The 17,785-nt window shown below is 44.4% G+C and carries 17 protein-coding genes and 1 other annotated feature; of the genes, 12 read left to right on the top strand and 5 right to left on the bottom strand.

Going from position 1 to position 17,785, the window contains the following annotated elements:
* The first annotated feature begins 106 nt into the window (after window positions 1-106).
* The 9 genes from CLFS41_RS05045 (at window position 107) to rplL (ending at window position 6,243) form a co-directional block, all read left to right on the top strand.
* The gene (locus CLFS41_RS05045; RefSeq protein WP_045091654.1) at window positions 107-832 is read left to right on the top strand and encodes a ComF family protein; all 726 of its coding nucleotides are present in this window, start codon (window positions 107-109) and stop codon (window positions 830-832) included.
* A 48-nt stretch (window positions 833-880) separates the two neighbouring features.
* The gene (locus tag CLFS41_RS05040) at window positions 881-2,374 is read left to right on the top strand and encodes a hypothetical protein (protein ID WP_052665624.1); all 1,494 of its coding nucleotides are present in this window, start codon (window positions 881-883) and stop codon (window positions 2,372-2,374) included.
* Between the two features lie 168 nt (window positions 2,375-2,542).
* Entirely contained in the window at window positions 2,543-2,692 is a 150-nt protein-coding gene (gene rpmG, locus CLFS41_RS05035; RefSeq protein ID WP_008726232.1) for a 50S ribosomal protein L33, read from the top strand.
* Window positions 2,693-2,718: 26 nt separating this feature from the next.
* Window positions 2,719-2,979 carry a preprotein translocase subunit SecE gene (gene secE, locus CLFS41_RS05030; protein WP_007869565.1) on the top strand — a complete coding sequence of 87 codons (261 nt, stop codon included), beginning with the start codon at window positions 2,719-2,721 and terminating at the stop codon, window positions 2,977-2,979.
* A gap of 21 nt (window positions 2,980-3,000) precedes the next feature.
* Window positions 3,001-3,519 (top strand): transcription termination/antitermination protein NusG, encoded by a 519-nt coding sequence (gene nusG, locus CLFS41_RS05025; protein WP_007869562.1) that lies wholly within the window; start codon window positions 3,001-3,003, stop codon window positions 3,517-3,519.
* Window positions 3,520-3,616: 97 nt separating this feature from the next.
* On the top strand, window positions 3,617-4,042 hold the full coding sequence (rplK, locus tag CLFS41_RS05020) for a 50S ribosomal protein L11 (protein WP_007869559.1): 426 nt from the start codon (window positions 3,617-3,619) through the stop codon (window positions 4,040-4,042).
* Window positions 4,043-4,197: 155 nt separating this feature from the next.
* Complete coding sequence (rplA, locus tag CLFS41_RS05015; RefSeq protein ID WP_007869556.1) at window positions 4,198-4,893, top strand: 50S ribosomal protein L1; 696 nt, start codon at window positions 4,198-4,200, stop codon at window positions 4,891-4,893.
* Window positions 4,894-5,019: 126 nt separating this feature from the next.
* Window positions 5,020-5,167 (top strand) — a sequence feature (ribosomal protein L10 leader region).
* A gap of 55 nt (window positions 5,168-5,222) precedes the next feature.
* Entirely contained in the window at window positions 5,223-5,723 is a 501-nt protein-coding gene (gene rplJ, locus CLFS41_RS05010) for a 50S ribosomal protein L10 (protein WP_007869553.1), read from the top strand.
* Between the two features lie 145 nt (window positions 5,724-5,868).
* The gene (gene rplL, locus CLFS41_RS05005; protein WP_007869547.1) at window positions 5,869-6,243 is read left to right on the top strand and encodes a 50S ribosomal protein L7/L12; all 375 of its coding nucleotides are present in this window, start codon (window positions 5,869-5,871) and stop codon (window positions 6,241-6,243) included.
* A 95-nt stretch (window positions 6,244-6,338) separates the two neighbouring features.
* Here rplL and CLFS41_RS05000 read toward each other — a convergent pair whose 3' ends face one another.
* The 4 genes from CLFS41_RS05000 to CLFS41_RS04985 all read right to left on the bottom strand — a co-directional run bounded on the left by CLFS41_RS05000 (window position 6,339) and on the right by CLFS41_RS04985 (window position 11,136).
* Window positions 6,339-7,208 carry a tyrosine-type recombinase/integrase gene (locus CLFS41_RS05000; RefSeq protein ID WP_007869543.1) on the bottom strand — a complete coding sequence of 290 codons (870 nt, stop codon included), beginning with the start codon at window positions 7,206-7,208 and terminating at the stop codon, window positions 6,339-6,341.
* A gap of 13 nt (window positions 7,209-7,221) precedes the next feature.
* The gene (locus tag CLFS41_RS04995; protein ID WP_007869540.1) at window positions 7,222-8,037 is read right to left on the bottom strand and encodes a tyrosine-type recombinase/integrase; all 816 of its coding nucleotides are present in this window, start codon (window positions 8,035-8,037) and stop codon (window positions 7,222-7,224) included.
* A gap of 212 nt (window positions 8,038-8,249) precedes the next feature.
* Window positions 8,250-9,209, bottom strand: a complete 960-nt coding sequence (locus tag CLFS41_RS04990; RefSeq protein WP_045091653.1) for a hypothetical protein — start codon at window positions 9,207-9,209, stop codon at window positions 8,250-8,252.
* Window positions 9,210-9,342: 133 nt separating this feature from the next.
* Window positions 9,343-11,136, bottom strand: coding sequence for an argininosuccinate lyase (locus CLFS41_RS04985; protein WP_045091652.1), 1,794 nt, complete (start codon window positions 11,134-11,136; stop codon window positions 9,343-9,345).
* Between the two features lie 257 nt (window positions 11,137-11,393).
* On the opposite strand from CLFS41_RS04985, the gene CLFS41_RS04980 reads away from it, so the two are divergent.
* From CLFS41_RS04980 to CLFS41_RS04970, 3 genes are all read left to right on the top strand, one after another.
* The gene (locus CLFS41_RS04980) at window positions 11,394-12,734 is read left to right on the top strand and encodes a tagaturonate reductase (RefSeq protein ID WP_007869530.1); all 1,341 of its coding nucleotides are present in this window, start codon (window positions 11,394-11,396) and stop codon (window positions 12,732-12,734) included.
* Between the two features lie 368 nt (window positions 12,735-13,102).
* On the top strand, window positions 13,103-14,806 hold the full coding sequence (locus tag CLFS41_RS04975) for an argininosuccinate lyase (RefSeq protein ID WP_045091651.1): 1,704 nt from the start codon (window positions 13,103-13,105) through the stop codon (window positions 14,804-14,806).
* A 117-nt stretch (window positions 14,807-14,923) separates the two neighbouring features.
* Window positions 14,924-16,057 carry a choline-binding protein gene (locus tag CLFS41_RS04970; RefSeq protein WP_045091516.1) on the top strand — a complete coding sequence of 378 codons (1,134 nt, stop codon included), beginning with the start codon at window positions 14,924-14,926 and terminating at the stop codon, window positions 16,055-16,057.
* Window positions 16,058-16,165: 108 nt separating this feature from the next.
* Here CLFS41_RS04970 and CLFS41_RS04965 read toward each other — a convergent pair whose 3' ends face one another.
* Window positions 16,166-17,566 carry an ATP-binding protein gene (locus CLFS41_RS04965; RefSeq protein ID WP_045091650.1) on the bottom strand — a complete coding sequence of 467 codons (1,401 nt, stop codon included), beginning with the start codon at window positions 17,564-17,566 and terminating at the stop codon, window positions 16,166-16,168.
* Window positions 17,567-17,785: the final 219 nt, after the last annotated feature.

Here is a 17,785-nt window from a genome sequence, read left to right as displayed (position 1 = left end):
TTGCCCCCGTCCCCCACATCTCTCCCATCATCCGCTCCCAGGATCCAAATATACCCCAGATACTAAGTGAACAATAATCTTAAGAAATGGCAGGATAAAATTAATAATGAATCTGGTGAAAATCTGTTATAATAACATTCTAAACATCCTGTTTCCGCGGCGCTGTCCGGTCTGCGCCCGGATCGTGATGCCCAAGGGCTTCCTCATATGCCCGGATTGCATGAAAAAGCTGTCATGGGTCCGCCGTCCCACCTGCAAAAAATGCGGAAAAGAGGTTATTGGGGACACGATTGAATACTGCTATGACTGTACCAGGCATAAACGGAGTTTTGAGTACGGACTGTCCGTGATCAACTATGATGAAACTGCAAGCCGGTCCATGGCCGGGATCAAATACAATAACAAGCGGGAATACCTGGATTTTTATGCGGAAGCCATGTTCCGCAGCCTGGGCCCCCGGATAATGCGCATGAAAGCAGATGTATTGCTGCCGGTTCCGGTCCACCCCTCACGGATGAAGACCAGAGGTTTTAACCAGGCCCAGGAACTGGCCGTCAGGCTTTCTGAGAAACTGGGAATACCTGTAAACTCAACAATTCTCAGGCGCAGCAAAAAGACTGCGCCCCAGAAATCCCTGGACCCTTCCGGACGTTTGAAAAATCTGGAGCAGGCATTTATGGCAGACCATCTGCCGCCTTACATACATTCCGTGATTCTGGTGGATGACATATATACCACGGGCAGCACCATTGAGGCGTGTACAAGGATTCTCAAAAAGGCCGGGATTGAAAGGGTATATTTTATAACGATTTTTATCGGCAACGGCCAATAAAAGAAAATATATAAACCATGCTAAGACAATGATACGAGGAAGATGTCCATGAAACGATTTGCAAATTTCAGAAAACAGATAAAAATGATTGCTGCAGCGGTTTTGACAGCGTGGACACTGTGCAGCTTTGGCATTATCTTTTCAGGGGCCGCCGAGCTGCCGGGGGCAGTCACGGAAACTATAAACAGTCAGGAGGAGCTGGTCCAGTGGTACGAAAAACAGACAGGAACCGGCAATACAGTGGGAATCCTGGCAAAGGGATTGGTCATCAATAAGGAAATACGTTTAAGTTCTTCTGCCTCAGCCGGACACGGGCTGATCCAGATCCGGATACCGGAAGGACCTGTAAGGATCCTGGGGCAGGGAGCGCTTATGATCGATGATCCCGGGGTTAACATTATGGGACCACACCACCTTTTTACAGTGGAGGAAAATGGAAAGCTTATACTCGCCCAGGCAGCAATAGGGGTGGAGGATAAAACAAAGCCATCCATCATGTGCAGAACCAGGGAGCAGGTTATCATTAGCGATAAAGTGGAGGGCGCCAGGGAGCTTATAATAGAAGCCTCAGATACGCCCGGACCGGATCCGCTGCCTCCGGATGAGAGCCAGCCGCATCCCCTCCCGGATCCGCCGGAACAGGAAATGGATCCTGAGCTGACAGAAGTCTACTTACTGAACATTGCCAGTGATAAAAGCGGTTCGGCCAGACTGAGCTTTGCAAATATCCCTGCCAATATTACGGGCTTGTACATATCCCGCAGCCCGGATGGAAAGACATGGACAAAGGAAAAAAACAAGCGCACTCTCCCGTCTTCCCAGAATGGCCAGGGCACGGTGGAATATGAAAATTTCCTGAAAGAACCGGACAATACCCTTGACACCAGCATTGTGAATGACGGATACATGATCTACAATTTCCAGTCAGCCAATCACTCCTTTTATATCAAAGTCAGGTTTGAATGGCCGGACGGGTCATGGGAATCCCGGAAAACAAAGGTGGCGGTCCCGGAATATACAGGACAGGGGCTGACCTTTGTTTACGGCGGAGGAAGTTCGGGAGGATATTACGGATCCTATGGAAGTTCAGGGGGAAGTTCCGGCAGAAGTTCCTATGGAAACTACTCCTACAATACACAGGACAGCGAAGGTACCCAGGAAGAGTCCGATGCATCGGAAGGCCCCATCAGCCGCGGAGGCGGAGGACTCAGCTGGAAAGACTTTTTCCCGGATTTCAGCAGATCCGTGCCTGAATCAGTGAAAGGACCGGAAAATGCGTCACCATCCACAGCAAAACAGATTCCGGATCCGGCACAGGGATCAGATCCAACAGACACTGAGGAAGAAGCCTTAGGAAATACAGAGAACGGCCCGGCCGAAGTGCCGGATGAGGAACCGCTTTACCAGGCCGGCGCAGGGGAACTGTCCGAAACACCGGATAATGGTATGCATAAAAAGACATGGACCGGAGTTGCCGCAGCAGTGATTATCATAGCCTGTGCAGGCATTGGGCTGATTTTTTACCGAAGAAAAAAGAAATAAGCAATGACGAAACAATGATGAAAAAGACCTAAAAAACCTTGACGTCCTGGCATTTCTATGGTATAGTAGACGGGCGAATGGAAGAGCTTAGGTCTTTTTTTTATGCTCAAAATTAAGTATCTAAGCAGCAAAATGTGAACTACGATAATATAAGTGGAGGTGGAAGTCGTGCGCACAAAGATTACACTGGCATGTACAGAATGCAAACAACGCAACTATAACATGACGAAGGACAAGAAAACTCATCCGGACCGTATGGAAACAAAGAAGTACTGCAGATTCTGCAAGAGACATACCATGCATAAGGAAACCAAGTAATCCTGTTCAGTAAAGGACGTGATAATATGGAAGAGAATACAGTATCTACTGTAGAAACCACAGAAAAAACGGCCAAGGCTGACAAGGCAGAGAAGAAATCAGCTAAGAAAGAGAAAAAGCCCAGCTTTTTCAAAGGGCTGAAAAAAGAGTATAAGAAGATCGTCTTTGCTGACAAGGAAACAGTAGCAAAACAGACAGTAGCAGTGCTTATCATGTCTATTTTTATCGGTGTGGTGATCGCTGTCCTGGACTTCGTTATGAAGTTTGGTTTGAGCTTTATTCTTTAATTCAAAGGCGAGGGTGATTGTATGTCAGAAGCACATTGGTATGTAGTCCATACCTACTCAGGTTACGAGAACAAAGTCAAGGTCGATATTGAGAAGACAATTGAAAACAGAAACCTTCAGGACCAGATCTTAGAGGTATCCGTGCCCATGCTTCCCGTAGTGGAGCTGAAGAACGGCGTGGAGAAAAAAGCTGACAAGAAGATGTTCCCGGGATATGTGCTCATCAACATGGTCATGAACGATGACACATGGTACGTGGTGCGCAACACCCGAGGTGTTACGGGCTTTGTGGGTCCGGGCTCCAAACCGGTTCCTCTGACAGAAGAAGAGATGGCCAGCCTGGGCTTCCAGAGAGAAGAAGATGTCTTAGTCGATTTTGAAGTAGGGGATATGGTAGTAGTTATCTCCGGTGCATGGAAGGATACTGTCGGTGCCATTAAGGCAATCAACGACAGCAAGAAAACCATCACAATGCATGTAGAAATGTTCGGCCGCGAGACACCGGTTGAACTGGGATTCGCTGAAGTCAAGAGGATGTAAGCGGATAAAAGCAACACACGGAATCAGCTTTTGCAGGGCAAGGGCTGGTGGGAGGGACATTCCCGACAATACCACATAATTTTAGGAGGTGCCTAAGATGGCAAAGAAAGTAACAGGATATATCAAATTACAGATTCCAGCTGGCAAAGCAACACCAGCACCACCAGTTGGACCGGCACTTGGTCAGCACGGTGTTAACATCGTTCAGTTTACCAAGGAATTTAACGCTAGAACAGCAGACCAGGGCGATATGATCATCCCTGTAGTTATTACCGTATATGCGGACAGAAGTTTCAGCTTTATCACCAAGACTCCGCCTGCAGCTGTACTGATCAAGAAGGCCTGCAACATAAAGACCGCTTCCGCAGTTCCCAACAAGAACAAAGTAGCTGTCCTTAAGAAGGCTGACCTTCAGAAGATTGCAGAGACTAAGATGCCAGACTTAAACGCTGCCAGCTTAGAAGCTGCTATGAGCATGATCGCAGGTACTGCAAGAAGTATGGGCGTTACCATCGAGGAATAAGAATTGGTGCATGGATCCGAAGACCCCTGAGCAAGGTTTTTGGATTAAAGTAAAGTCCACGATAGAAAAGAATCGTGGAACGATGCTGAAGCATTTTCCCGTTATATGAACGTGGGAGGGAGATTCCCCGTCAATACCACTAGGAGGTTATAAGAATGAAATCAGGTAAAAGATATGCAGAGGCTATGAAAAATGTAGACCGTACTGCACTTTATGACGTAGCAGACGCAATCGCATTAGTTAAAAAGAATGCATCTGCAAAATTTGACGAGACTGTAGAGGTCCATATCAGAACAGGATGTGACGGACGTCATGCTGACCAGCAGATCCGTGGCGCTGTTGTACTGCCTCACGGAACAGGCAAGACCGTACGTATTTTAGTATTTGCAAAGGGACCAAAGGCTGACGAGGCTCAGGCTGCAGGTGCTGATTACGTAGGTGCTGAGGAACTGATCCCAAGGATCCAGAACGATGGCTGGCTGGATTTTGACGTAGTAGTAGCTACTCCTGACATGATGGGCGTTGTAGGCCGTCTTGGCCGTGTGCTGGGCCCCAAGGGCTTAATGCCCAACCCAAAGGCCGGTACCGTTACCATGGACGTAACCAAGGCTATCAACGATATCAAAGCTGGTAAGATTGAGTACAGACTTGACAAAACAAACATTATTCACGTGCCAGTAGGAAAAGCTTCTTTCACAGAGGAGCAGTTAGCGGACAACTTCCAGACGCTTATTGATGTAATCGTGAAAGCGAAACCAAGCACAGTTAAGGGTGCATACCTTAAGAGCGTTGCCCTGGCCTCTACCATGGGCCCTGGCGTTAAGCTGAATGTAGCTAAGCTGGTTAACTAATCGGTTGCAACCATATAGGTGCTGCCATGGATCTGATGCAGCCGCCGGCATAGCCGCGGCGGTCTCAGCCATGGTAGCATATTTTTATAAAATGAGGCTTGACATCAATCATACATTATGATATGATGCTACAGTATTGAATGCCCTGAGACAGCAGGTACCGTAAGGTGTAAGGCGTAACCGCCTGCCGAGGAACATACAAAACTCTGATTTTTTATGATGAGATTTTGCGAACCTCTCTGTCCATATGGCAGAGAGGTTTTTATGTTTAAATGATTCCATGCTATGACGGTTTTCAATGCAGAATAAAATAAGGAGGTAAACCATTCATGGCAAAAGTTGAATTAAAACAGCCAGTTGTAGACGAAATCAAGGGAGTGCTTGAAGGTGCTGTAGGCGCAGTGATCGTAGATTACCGCGGTCTGACTGTAGAGCAGGATACCCAGCTGCGTAAGAAGTTAAGGGAAGCTGGAGTAACCTACAAAGTATTTAAGAACACCCTGATCAAGCGTGCAGCAGAGGGAACCGAATTTGCAGCCCTTGAACCACAGCTGGAAGGACCGACAGCATTAGCAGTTTCCAAGGAAGATGCAACTGCTCCGGCAAGGATCTTAGCTGAATTCGCTAAGACAGCACCAAAGCTGGAACTGAAGGCATCCATCATTGAAGGAACCTACTATGATCAGGCCGGAACCCAGGTTATCGCTACTATCCCATCCAGGGAAGTACTTCTGGGCAAGCTGCTTGGCAGCATCCAGTCTCCTATCACCAACCTGGCTCGCGTTCTCAATCAGATCGCAGAGAAGAACGGTGGAGCAGCAGAAGCATAAGTTGCTTTTTTCTCATCTGTTCAGACAGTACAGGAGATCATCCGCTGTTTGGAATTAGAAGAAGAAACAGGTATCCGGCAGCATAAGGCTCCGGATTTAAGAAAAGAAACACAGAATATTTAATATTAAACAGGAGGAACATAAAATGGCAAAGTTAACAACCGCTGAGTTTATCGAAGCTATCAAGGAATTATCCGTATTAGAACTGAATGATTTAGTAAAAGCATGTGAGGAAGAGTTTGGCGTATCTGCAGCAGCAGGCGTTGTAGTTGCAGCAGCAGGTGCTGGCGCAGCAGCAGCTGAGGAGAAGACCGAATTTGACGTAGAACTGACTGAGGTTGGTCCTAACAAGGTTAAGGTTATCAAGGTTGTACGTGAAGTTACCGGCTTAGGCCTGAAGGAAGCTAAGGACGTAGTTGACGGTGCTCCTAAGGCTATCAAGCAGGGCGTTTCCAAGGAAGAGGCTGAGGACGTTAAGACCAAGTTAGAGGCTGAAGGCGCTAAGGTTACCCTGAAGTAATTTAACTTTATAATCATATGAAAACAGGTATCGGAGATGGATGGACAGCAGTTCAGCATTTCTCCGGTACCTGTTTTGTTTTTATAAAGTCTTTGCTACCAGGTAACAACCCTGTCGATCAGCAGTCTTTGTTCATCAGAGGAACGCTTAAGATAGATTCGGGTCGTCTCAATGCTCTCATGCCCCATCAGATCCGCCAAAAGGGCGATATCATTAAATCGGTTCAAAAAATTTTTGGCAAACCGGTGTCGAAAGGAATGGGGGTAGACGGTGTTCTCGGGGACTCCGTAACGCCTGGCAAGGGCTTTCAGCTGAAGGCTGATCCCCCGGGGTGAGATGGGCTGCCCGGACCGGTTGGTAAACAGGAAGCCGCTGCTGACACCATTGGATTCCAGCCATTGAAGCCCCTCGGTGCACAAGGATTCAGGAAAATAGATGCGCCTGATCTTGCCGCCCTTTGAGCATAGGTCCATGTAGCCCATCCGCACGTGTTCAACCTTGATCTGGAGCAGTTCGCTGATTCTGGCTCCGGAAGAACATAGAAAACGCACCACAAAATACCAGAACATGTTATGGTCCTGTTTCAGGCCCTTTTTCAGACGCTCATAATCCGTCTGGGATATAACATTATCCAGAAACATTTTCTGCTGCTGCTTTACAGAAGGGAGACGGTATGTTTCCAAAGGAACCTCTAAACCCTCGCCGCACTGCCGGATATACTGGTTAATACCATAAATCCGCGCGTTCACAGTAGCTGCCTTATAATGCTGGATCAGGTATTGCTTATAAGAAAGCAGATTATTCATGGTCAGCTCATCATATAAAGAAAAGTAAAGTCTTACGGAAGCCGTATACACCGTCACAGTGTTGGGGGATACACCGCTTTCCTTCAAAAATCCCTGGAACAGCAGAAGGCGGTTGTCTTTTTCAGGGATTGTCCTGTTTGTAACAGATATATCACACATAGGAATTTCCTTTCTACCAATTCACTACCTTATTTATAATTGCATACTGTTCCGTGCTGCTGCGCCGCAGATATATTCTGGTGGTTTCAATACTCTCATGCCCTAAAATGTCCGAGAGAAGGGCAATATCCCCGCATTTCTCAATAAAGTTTTTGGCGAACCGATGGCGGAAGGAATGGGGATACATTACATCCGGGTTCAAGGCATAACGGGCAGAGAACATTTTAAGCTGGGAACGGATCCCGCAGGGAGACAGCGGATCGCGGTAGCGGTTTAGAAACAGCGCGCCCTTATGGCGGTTTTCCGAAGCAGTCCAATCCATCAGGGCTTGTTTCAGGACAGTGGGAATATAGATCCGGCGCATTTTATTTCCCTTGGAATAAATATCCTTTTGTCCTGTATAAACGTCCTCTACCTGAAACATTACAACCTCACTTACACGGACTCCCGTGGCGGTGATCAGCCGGACCAGGTAATAGTATGTGAATTCCTCATCCTCATAAAGACGCCGTATAAGATATTCATAGTCGGCTTCACTGATGATCTTGTCAAGGAATGTTTTCTGCTGGATCCGTACCATGGTCAATGGAGGAATGGAAGAGTCTTTTTGTTCAAGGAAGGAATTTAATGCGCGGATCCGCAGGTTTACGGTCTGGGGTTTATACTGATCCATAAGCTGGATCTTGTATTTTTGCAGATTGGCTGATGTCAGCCGATGGTACATTTGGTAAAATTGTTTTACTGAATATAGATAAACCTGGATCGTGTTTGGGGCCAGATTTCGTGAGGTTAAATATTGTTCAAATTGCTTTATATCTGATGGCAGCATATTCAATTCCTCCTTCCAAATTGACTTTAGGTGGAAGTATAGCAGTGAAATTTAATGCAAGTCAAGGACTTTAGACAAATGTTAGGGTCTTGTTACGGTTTTGAGATAAAAATAATGGCATACGTTTATATTTCACAAAATGTTCACAGTTTTAAGGACAAAAAAACCCGGGCCATGTAATGGTCCATGACCCGGGAATGCGGGAGCGGAAACTAAAGGCCGGGGCCTAAAACAGCAGTATTCAGAGATGATTCCTGGCCATCCCAGACACCATTAGCATCCACATAATATCCGTCAGGCGTTTGTGTTTCGGTTTCCATATAGGCGCCTATATTAAAATAATACCACTGACCGTCTGTATCCTGTATCCATCTGGCTGCTGCATAAGAGCCATTTTTCATAAGGTATCTCCAGCCGTTTTCTGTTTGTGTCCAACCGGGGATATAATTTTTTCGCTCCCCTCTGTCATTAACATAATATCCATCAGGGGTGACGGTGTCAGCCAGCATAAAGCCTTCTGGGTCCATGAAATACTGCTGATCGTCCACAACAAGCCAGCCGTTGGATATATATGTTCCATCAGTTTGTCTGTAACGCCATTGTCCATCCTCCTGGTACCAGCCGGAGGTAAGGGTTCCATCATAGGCTCCGGCATCTGTTCCGTCCACATTGATTAGATATTTTCTTACTTCAGCAGGCAGATCGGATACATTCACACCGGAGGGGAGGCTGACAATATCCACATACCGTTCCTTGGTAGAAGAATTTCCGTTGTTGGTAACAAGGACCATGCGGGTCACAGCCTGACTTCCTTCGGGAATAAGGGAGCTGTTTTCTGGGATCCCCCAAAGGCCGTCTACATTGACAAGGGACGGGACCTCGCCCCAGGGACGGGGGAGGGTGGGGGAAAATGTATAAGCATAGTCATATCCTCTGTTAAGTATGACATCCTGCTCGGCAATGGTATTTCCTCCTGCCAGGATGGCAAAATACCGGCCGTTTCCGCAATCCACAGGCCGCCAGGTAAAAAGATATGCCCCGCAGTTTTCCATAACGGTCGTATTGGTTTCCGTTTCCGCATAGGTTATAAAGCTGTTGGTTAGAGCCGCGGATGACAAAAGGACCGCAAAGGTAAATGCTGAAATTGATGCTGAAATTGGTTTACGTATCATGATAAGGGACCTCCCGTAAATTTTGTGGGCAGACTGGCCGGAAAAAAACGTCATGACCAACTTGGTGTATAGTAGCAGCCATGACGTTTGTTCCGTTATTTAATTTGCTGTGAGTACATATCCTTTGCGGAAACTAGTCTTCCAGATAAATTGCCATGATCTGTCCGCGGTTATTTGTTACATAGTAGTAATCGCTGCCATCCTTGCTTCTGCTGCGTCCGTCAATAACTTTGCCTGAAGTATTGATCAGGATATAATCTGATCCCAGACCGGATGCGGTAGTGTAGCCGCCGTTTCCGTCCTCAGCAGTTCCAAAAACATACAACTCCCTTAGATCATCAGCGTCTTTATTCAGATTGCTGATACCGAACATGTCGCCCATATCAGCGCTTCCAAGGGTGCTAACAGGTACATTTACATAGTTGGAAGAATCCACAGCTGCCAATAATCCATCTACATCATCCAGCTTTGTAAAGCTGTCGCGTTCCTTATCTGCATCCTTGCCGGCAGCTACGGTAACCGTATCTCTTACAATAACCTGATATTTTTCATCAGAGCCAGCTTTGAGCAAAAGTCCGGACTGGTAATACCTGTCATCCTGTTCACCGGAGATACCGGCACCCCTTCTGCTTCCGGAGCGTTCAAAGTAGAACGTGGTGTTATCGCCGTCAAATGAGAGAGTTGTTCTGCCGGTTTTCAGTGAACCATCGCTGCTGTCGCCGAAATAGTAGCATTTATAACCCATTCCCTCAAGCACTGAGGCATTTTCCATAAAGTCATCCTCATTGTCAAATGGATAATTATCATTGTCATCCGCAAGAACTTCAATATAATCACTGTCCTCAAGGATGAACTTCAGTCCGTTGACCATGCGGCCGTCATTTCTGAAAGCGTATCTTCTGCCATTGATGGTCTTGAATTCACCGGCATAGATATTGCCGCTTCCATCTGCATAGTACCAGTTGTCTTCATCATCATCATAGCGATCCCGGTCAAGCATTTCGGCAGCAACAACCCTGAACCATCCTCTGCTCACCCTGGACCCGTCTTCCACACTGTTAAAGTATCTCCAAGCCTGGGAATACTGGGCGCGGCTTGAGGTTGCCAGTGAATTTCCGTCAGAAGTAGTGGCTTTTTCCGTATCCATGGACCACTCAGCGGTCATTGCACCATACTGGTCAAAGGCATAACGCCTTCCGTTAATGGTTCTTTCCTTCTGGGAATCGCCGTCATCAGCCTTGATTTTTTTACCGTTAGAGAGGAAATAGAACCATCTGGTCTGATCCTCATCTTCGGAAAATACTGGGGAGATCCACTCATAGTCACCGCTGGTAGCTTCATCATAAGTGATATCCAGCTGGAGCCATCCGGTTGTCATGGCACCGTCATCTTCGCCGCCGAAATAGTAATCACCTTCAAGGAAGGCATCTCCGTCCGAATTGTCAACACGTTCTGCACTGTCGGCATTTACCCATCCATAGAGCATACGGCCCTCGTCATCAAATGCATAACGTCTGCCGTTTATTGTTTTTAAGGAAACCCGGTCGCTGCTACCGTTTGTCATGGCCCGGCCATTTGCCTGGAAATAGTACCAGTAGTGGTCCGTTTCATCATCATCTCCGGCATCCTCATTATCAACAGCAACCCACTGATTAGTTACCATTGCTCCGCTTGCATCCACATAGTAATAGTGGTCACCATCCTCGATCAGCTGGTCAATGGCCATGTCACCTGAATCATCCAGGTAATACCAATTGTTGCCGGATCTTGCCCACTGATCGGTAACCCTGTTCTCGCTTCTGTCATAGTATACCCAAGTGCCGTCTTCCTCAGCCCAGCCTACGGCTGCGAAAGAAGTCATGGATGCACCGATGGCGAGCAGCGCTGCTGTTGACAACACAGCAACTAATTTTGTCTGCTTTCTCATAATTAATGCACTCTCCTTTTTCTTTTTGAAAAAACTTTTTGAAATTCCTTTTTGCATTACGAGTTGATTATACTTCTAGTAAGGAAAATTATAATGACCAAGAATGTAAACGCTTACAATTTCTGCATCAAACCCCTTGCATAATTTTGAATAATGTTGTATAGTATTCTCAGAAATAAAGCAACAGTGCTGCATACCATATAATGTAAGCACTTACAAAAAACAACAATTCTATAATCCTATGGAGGTAGCAGATCATGAGCAATAATGTAAAAGAGACAGTGATCCAGTTTGGTGAAGGCGGATTCTTACGTGGATTTGTGGATTACTTCTTCCACAAACTTCAGGAGAAGGGTTTATATGACGGTAAAATTGTAGTAGTCCAGCCAATTGAAAGAGGAATGTGCCAGATGCTGGCGGACCAGAACTGTGAATACAATCTGTTCCTGCGCGGCATTGACAATGGTGAGGTGGTTAATGAGCATACCCATGTGACCTCCATATCCAGAGCCCTGAATCCATACACCCAGTATGAGGAATATATCGCACTTGCTGAAAGTCCTGACATAAGGGTACTTGTATCCAACACCACAGAGGCTGGAATTGAATATATTGGAACAGAGAAGCTCACGGACATGCCCCCAAAATCATATCCTGCAAAACTGTGTCAGTTCCTATATAAAAGATACAAGGCAGGATTAAAGGGATTGATCCTTCTTCCCTGCGAACTGATCGATGACAATGGTGATAATCTGAAGAAATGCGTTCTCCAGTACGCGGATCTCTGGGAACTGGAAGACGGATTTAAGGATTGGATTGAAAATGAAAATGATTTCTGCAGCACTCTGGTGGACCGTATTGTAACCGGTTATCCCAGGGATGAGGTGGAGGAACTGACCAAGCAGATCGGCTACGAGGATAAATTGATCGATACAGCCGAGATCTTCCACCTGTGGGTGATCGGCGGTCATCATGAGGATGAACTTCCATTCCGGAAAGCCGGCTATAATGTTGTTTGGACAGATGATGTACATCCTTATAAGAAGAGAAAAGTACGCATCCTGAACGGCGGCCACACTTCCATGGTCCTGGGTGCATACCTTTACGGCCTTGAGACAGTAGGCGAATGCATGAAGGATGAGAAAGTGTCTTCCTTCCTTAAGAAATGTATTTTTGAAGAGATCATCCCCACAATTGGAGATACAGAAGATAACCGCAAGTTTGGCGCGGCTGTCTTAGAACGCTTCTCAAATCCATTTATCAAGCATCTTCTGTTAAGCATTGCCCTGAACTCCGTAAGCAAATTCCAGGTACGCGTTCTTCCCACCATCCTGGAGTACAAGGAAAAGTTCGGCAAATACCCGGCGGCCCTGACATTCTCCATGGCAGCCCTTATATCCTTCTACCGCACCGATAAGGCAAATGACGGCGAGGAGATCCTGCAGTTTATGAAGACAGCCTCTGTGGAGGATATTATGAAGCGTCAGGATTACTGGCATGAAGACCTGAGCGAAATGATCCCCATGGTTCAGGAGTACTATGATCTGATCCAGAGCAAGGGAATGTCAGAGGCTTACAGCACGATTCTTGCGAAATAATTGCGATAAATAAAACTGGTTAAAAGTGGTACCTGATATCAAAAATCGGGTATCACTTTTTTATATCCCCAAATTGTACAAATATAAGTACAATTTCTGTAAAACCTTTGTTTTCCGTAATAATTACGTAAGAAAATGCACAGGTAAATGTTATGGTATTTTCCCCAGATTTATACTATACTAAATGCGTGTGATGGAGTTGGTATCCTTCATCTGGTAAATTGTCTAATTTGCGCATTTTTAGTAGAAATTGCAAAAAATGCAAAAAAACTATTGATAATTTTCCTTATCCGAAGTATAATCAACTCGTAATGCAATAAAGGAATTTCAAAAAGTATTTCAAAAAGAAAAAGGAGAGTGCATTAATTATGAGAAAGCAGACAAAATTAGTTGCTGTATTATCAACAGCAGCACTGCTCGCTATTGGTGCATCCATGACATCTTTTGCGGCTCAGGGTTGGGCTGAGGAAGATGGTACTTGGGTATACTATGATAGGAATGGCGACAGAGTAACCGATAAGTGGGCAAAGTCCGGTAATAACTGGTATTACCTGGATAGCGATGGCGAGATGGCTATCGACACCCTGATCGAGGATGGCGACAACTACTACTATGTAGATATCAATGGCGTTATGGCTTCCAATCAGTGGGTAGCTATTGACAACGAGGACGCTGGTGAGGATGATGAGCCAGAGCATTACTGGTATTACTTCCAGGCTAATGGTAAGGCTTTAAAGAACAGCGGAGACAATGTATCTTTAAAGACCATCAATGGCAAGAAATATGCATTTGATGATGAAGGTAAGATGCTGTATGGCTGGGTTGCTAACGATAACGCAGAGCGTATCGATAACACTGATGGCGATGCTTTCAAGGATGGCATTTATTACTTCGGCGGCGAAGATGACGGTGCTATGACCGTTGGCTGGCTGCAGATGGATATCACATATGAGGAAGCAACAAATGATGAGTACAAGTATGTTGCTCCTGTATTTACAGATGATGAGGATCAGAGCCGTTGGTTCTACTTCAAGTCTAATGGTAAGAAGATTTATGCTGATAACGGCGAAGAGACCAAAGAGAAGACCATTAATGGTAAGAAATATGCATTTGACCAGAATGGTGCAATGGTAGCTGAGTGGTCCATGGACGAAACCAAGGTTGCTACAGCTGATATGCCAGCTACACCAGGTAAGGCAAGCACTGCTAAATACTCTCAGGCATGGAGATACTTCAACAGCGTTGAAGATGGTTCCCGTGTAAGCAAGGGTTGGTTTAAGGTAGTATCTGCTGAATACCTGAACGAAGAGAAATATAATGATGATGAAGATGCATGGTACTATGCAGATGGTAGCGGCAATCTGTATGCAGGCGAATTCAAAACCATTAAGGGCAAGAAGTATGCATTCAGAAATGATGGCCGTATGATCAATGGTCTGAAGTTCATCAATAAAAATGATCTGACCAAGGTATATGCAGATGATGATAACGATCATCCATTTGATACTGAAGATGATTTCATCGACAGTGCTCTGTGGTATACTGCAAACGGTTATAGCTGCTATTACTTTGGTGGTGGCGATGACGGTGCTATGAAGACCAACAAGACTTCTATTTCAATCGATGGCGACAACTTCAACTTCTACTTTGAAAAGTCTGGCTCTGACAAGGGTGCAGGTGTAAATGGTGAGAAGGATGACAAGTACTACTTAGGTGGTATGCTGCTGAAGGCTGGCTCTGATGATAAGTATCAGGCTATTCAGTATGTAGATAAGGCTGGAGAAGAAAAGGGCTGGAAGAAGTTAGATGATGCTCAGGCTGTTATTGATCTGCATAAGGTAACAAGTGACGTAAGCCAGGCCAATGTTGATGCTGCTAAGAAGGCTGCATCCTCCTTCAATAAGAAGGTTGACGACCTGAAGGAACTCTACGTTCTGCCTGATAATGAATTAAAACTTATCAATACTTCTGGTAAAGTGATTGACAAGAAGGGCAAGAGCAAAGATGGTAATGACTATGTTTACGTAACCGATAACAAGGGTGTAATCAGAGTTATCTATGTAGAAGACTAATTTGAATGGTTTGTATCCAATCAATTAATTAAAATTTAAGGGGGAAGCGTTGTGACTGATGATTTTATAATTATTAGTCGCAACGCTTTCTTTTATTTTTCAGGAGGTATCTACTATATGTTAAAAAAGCAACTTGCTATACTTAGCCTTGCTACAGCATTGACTATGGGAACTGCAATTTCATCATTTGCTAGTACAGCAAACAGCATAACAATGGAAAATAGTGGCGCATATTTGTTTGAGTGGCGTCCAGTAGACTGTGGTGACGGTGTGTCTTTTGCTATTCTTGTGGGCGGTAATACAGTCAATGAGAGAGATGTCATTTTAAATCGTGGTTATGATTATGCTTATACCTTTGAACCATCGGCATATCCTCGTCCGTGGGGGACAGCGCCAGATTTAGTGAATATAGATGGTGTCTGGGGAATCCCCGAAAACTGGTCAATCCTTCCAGAGGGAAGCCAACCCACAATGCAGATTGTACTCAAAACAAATTACAAAAACCTTGATACAGATAAACGGTACATTCATGTAGTCCATCTGCCAGGCAATGTGGACTCTTCCACCCTTCCTGCTGAAGTACGTAAGTATCTGATTAATGTAGATGGTTCTGATGCCGGCGCATATGAGGGCACGGAAACCAGTGGCTGGACAAAAAATAGTAACGGACAATGGACCTATAGAAAAAGTGACGGTACTTTTGTAACAAACAGTTGGCTCACAGTTGATGAAAAAACATACTATATGGATGAAAATGGAATCATGTTGGCTGATACATATGCACCAGATGGAACCTATTTAAATCCAAAGGGTGAAAAGGTTGGTTATAAGCCGGGCTGGGTGGCTGATGGAAGTGGCTGGAGATATATCCAAAAAAATGGTTATTATGCAGCTTCCACCTGGTTACAGGATACTGACGGTAAGTATTATTATTTTAATATTGGCGCTTACATGGCCGTTGATACCACCACGCCAGACGGCTACCGCGTAGATGCTAATGGTGTGTGGGACGGTCAGGCAAGTACAATCGTCAATGAAGTAAACCTTGGACCTGGAGTGTCATCTGCTACGGGATGGGAATCAGTGGGTACTGATTGGAAATTTAAGCAGGAAGATGGTACATATGTGACCAATGCTTGGAAACAGGTTGATGAAAAATGGTATTATTTTAATGAAAATTCATTAATGGTTACGGATCAGACCACGCCTGACGGTTATTATGTTAATGCTGATGGTGTTTGGATACAATAATAAATCATTGTAACTTAAAGGACGAACTCCAGAGAATGGATATTCTTTGGGATTCGTCTTTTATCAAAAATAAGGTCACGATAGATAACGGAAAAAATGAATTCTTATTTACTCTAATTCACATATCTGATCATAAGATATTAATCCCATTTTATTACTCTTATCTTTTGCATAATCTATAACAGATTGTGTAAAACCACTTTTAGAAAAGAGCAAATAGTATTTCTCTGAAAATTGAAACAATTCTCCCCTCTCAATCAAAACATGAACTACATCCATATCAATAGGTGCGTTCCTCCACTTACATTCGCCAAATAAGGCGGACGAGTCCTGAACCGCCATGATATCTATTTCTTCCTGGCATTTTTTCTTTGGGTTATTTCCCCACCATCGTCCAACATTTCCAATGGCAAAGGGCAAGGTTCCATACACTCTATGATGAAATAAATATTGTTGGCAGATATTCTCAAATATTTTCCCCATGAAATTATTGATCTGGGGCTTTACCAATGTATTGTAAATGGTTTCGCCGACTCCCCGGGTAATACTGCTTAAATTAGGACGTACAAAACGATACCAAAACAGAAACATACTATCCTCAAGCTGATATAATGTTTTTCTGCTGGTGGAGTGCTCTGTTATAGGAATCTCTTTTCGTACAATGCCTAAAGAGATCAATGAGGATATTTGATTGCTGCACCCACTGGTTTCCAAACCCACCTTTGTTGAAATATCATTCAATCTGCTGGCACCACTTGCTATTGCAGAAATAATAGAATGATAGGAAGCTGGCTCTTTTAATTCCTGCTTTAAAAGATTTATGGGTTCTTCAAATAAGCGTCCACTTTCGTCAAAAAACAAATCAATAATATTTCTATCCAGGCTTTCGTTACATTTGATCCTAGAGAGATATTCAGGTATTCCCCCGGTAACACCATATAGAACTGCCTGATCTTCGTCTGAGAAGCCTAGAAGCAAGCTGCGCGCCTCAAAGAAGGTGAATGGATGTATTTTAAACTGAGCCGTTCTGCGGCCATACAGAGGGCTTTTATAGCCTAATACCTGCTCCTCCATAAAGCTCATCGAAGAACCGCATAGGATAAGAAAAAGTTTACTGTTTTTCCAATACTGATCAATATGGCTTTGAAGCATAGAGGATATTGCAGGATAGGATGCTGCAAGGTATGGGAATTCATCAATAGCAATAATGATGCGTTCCTGTTTTTTACATAAACCATCTACATGATTTAACATATTATTATAATCCGTAAATTCAGAACAGGCCGCCTCTGTCCCTGTTGACAATAGAACCTTGGATAAACCCGATAAGTTCTCCTTACGGGTACCCTCAATTGCCATGTAGTACACAGCCTGCTTATTCTTAATAAATTCATTGATCAGAGTTGTCTTGCCAACTCTCCTTCTTCCATAAAAAACAACAAACTCAAATTGATTGCTGTTATAAAGTGATTCTAATTTTTTCAGCTCGCGCTCACGTCCTACAAACATAGAATACCTCCATTATACTAATCATACAATTACTAATTGATTGATTAGTAATTGTATGATTAGCATATCACTTTATAAGGATATTTTCAAGATAAATACTTCTTATTAAATAGACACTTTTCGCATTAATTATATAAGTTTGTATGGTTTGTATATGTCTTTCTATAATTTTCCTTATCCGAAGTATAATCAACTCGTAATGCAATAAAGGAATTTCAA

Source organism: Clostridium sp. FS41, from assembly GCF_000954015.1.
Lineage (GTDB): Bacteria > Bacillota > Clostridia > Lachnospirales > Lachnospiraceae > Enterocloster > Enterocloster citroniae.
Note: the sequence above shows the minus strand (reverse complement) of the source record. Positions and strands in the feature narration are given on the sequence as shown.

What these genes read in the sequence shown, in the direction of transcription:
- CLFS41_RS05045 (WP_045091654.1), top strand. Translation starts at nt 107, where the DNA reads ATGAATCTGGTGAAAATCTGTTATAATAACATTCTAAACATCCTGTTT.
- CLFS41_RS05040 (WP_052665624.1), top strand. Translation starts at nt 881, where the DNA reads ATGAAACGATTTGCAAATTTCAGAAAACAGATAAAAATGATTGCTGCA.
- secE (WP_007869565.1), top strand. Translation starts at nt 2,719, where the DNA reads ATGGAAGAGAATACAGTATCTACTGTAGAAACCACAGAAAAAACGGCC.
- nusG (WP_007869562.1), top strand. Translation starts at nt 3,001, where the DNA reads ATGTCAGAAGCACATTGGTATGTAGTCCATACCTACTCAGGTTACGAG.
- rplK (WP_007869559.1), top strand. Translation starts at nt 3,617, where the DNA reads ATGGCAAAGAAAGTAACAGGATATATCAAATTACAGATTCCAGCTGGC.
- rplA (WP_007869556.1), top strand. Translation starts at nt 4,198, where the DNA reads ATGAAATCAGGTAAAAGATATGCAGAGGCTATGAAAAATGTAGACCGT.
- rplJ (WP_007869553.1), top strand. Translation starts at nt 5,223, where the DNA reads ATGGCAAAAGTTGAATTAAAACAGCCAGTTGTAGACGAAATCAAGGGA.
- rplL (WP_007869547.1), top strand. Translation starts at nt 5,869, where the DNA reads ATGGCAAAGTTAACAACCGCTGAGTTTATCGAAGCTATCAAGGAATTA.
- CLFS41_RS05000 (WP_007869543.1), bottom strand. Translation starts at nt 7,208, where the DNA reads ATGTGTGATATATCTGTTACAAACAGGACAATCCCTGAAAAAGACAAC.
- CLFS41_RS04995 (WP_007869540.1), bottom strand. Translation starts at nt 8,037, where the DNA reads ATGCTGCCATCAGATATAAAGCAATTTGAACAATATTTAACCTCACGA.
- CLFS41_RS04990 (WP_045091653.1), bottom strand. Translation starts at nt 9,209, where the DNA reads ATGATACGTAAACCAATTTCAGCATCAATTTCAGCATTTACCTTTGCG.
- CLFS41_RS04985 (WP_045091652.1), bottom strand. Translation starts at nt 11,136, where the DNA reads ATGAGAAAGCAGACAAAATTAGTTGCTGTGTTGTCAACAGCAGCGCTG.
- CLFS41_RS04980 (WP_007869530.1), top strand. Translation starts at nt 11,394, where the DNA reads ATGAGCAATAATGTAAAAGAGACAGTGATCCAGTTTGGTGAAGGCGGA.
- CLFS41_RS04975 (WP_045091651.1), top strand. Translation starts at nt 13,103, where the DNA reads ATGAGAAAGCAGACAAAATTAGTTGCTGTATTATCAACAGCAGCACTG.
- CLFS41_RS04970 (WP_045091516.1), top strand. Translation starts at nt 14,924, where the DNA reads ATGTTAAAAAAGCAACTTGCTATACTTAGCCTTGCTACAGCATTGACT.
- CLFS41_RS04965 (WP_045091650.1), bottom strand. Translation starts at nt 17,566, where the DNA reads ATGTTTGTAGGACGTGAGCGCGAGCTGAAAAAATTAGAATCACTTTAT.